Here is a 427-nt window from a genome sequence, read left to right on the forward strand (position 1 = left end):
CTACGTGACCAGAGCTGTGACGCAGCAAGAGCGGAAAGCTACGAGGCAAGAACGCCTTTGGGTAAAGGATTCCCTGATTGACGAAGAGGAAAAGCTAAGCTCAAGTTGCCTGGGCTTGTCTGAACCTCCGGTTTTCAAAGTAATTGGGGTTTAGTATCCAGTTTCAGTCCATTGATAAATTCCTGAGCGATAGCCGTCAAATCGTCCGCATCAAGAACCAAAGCATCATGGAGTCGGAAAGCTGTTCTGAGGTAACGATCGTAGGTGTCCCACGGACAATGATCTGTTATCTCCGTCATAAGCGCGTTTAACTCAGCCGCTGATTGAGGAATATGGTGTCCTGTTTGATACTGCGCACTTCCAATAGCAGCCTCAAACCAGCAGACAGTTATCCCCCCTCCTCCGTTAGCATGAGTTGCCTGATACA

Annotated in this window: 1 protein-coding gene; it reads right to left on the bottom strand. The window is 48.7% G+C overall.

The annotated features are described in order from the left end of the window. Nucleotides 1-134 precede the first annotated feature (134 nt). The coding region (locus tag E1189_RS24350; protein WP_230459835.1) for a hypothetical protein at nucleotides 135-427 on the bottom strand (293 nt) is incomplete at its 5' end.

The sequence above is a fragment of the Parendozoicomonas verongulae genome (genome assembly GCF_009711465.1).
Classification (GTDB): Bacteria; Pseudomonadota; Gammaproteobacteria; order Pseudomonadales; family Endozoicomonadaceae; genus Sansalvadorimonas; species Sansalvadorimonas verongulae.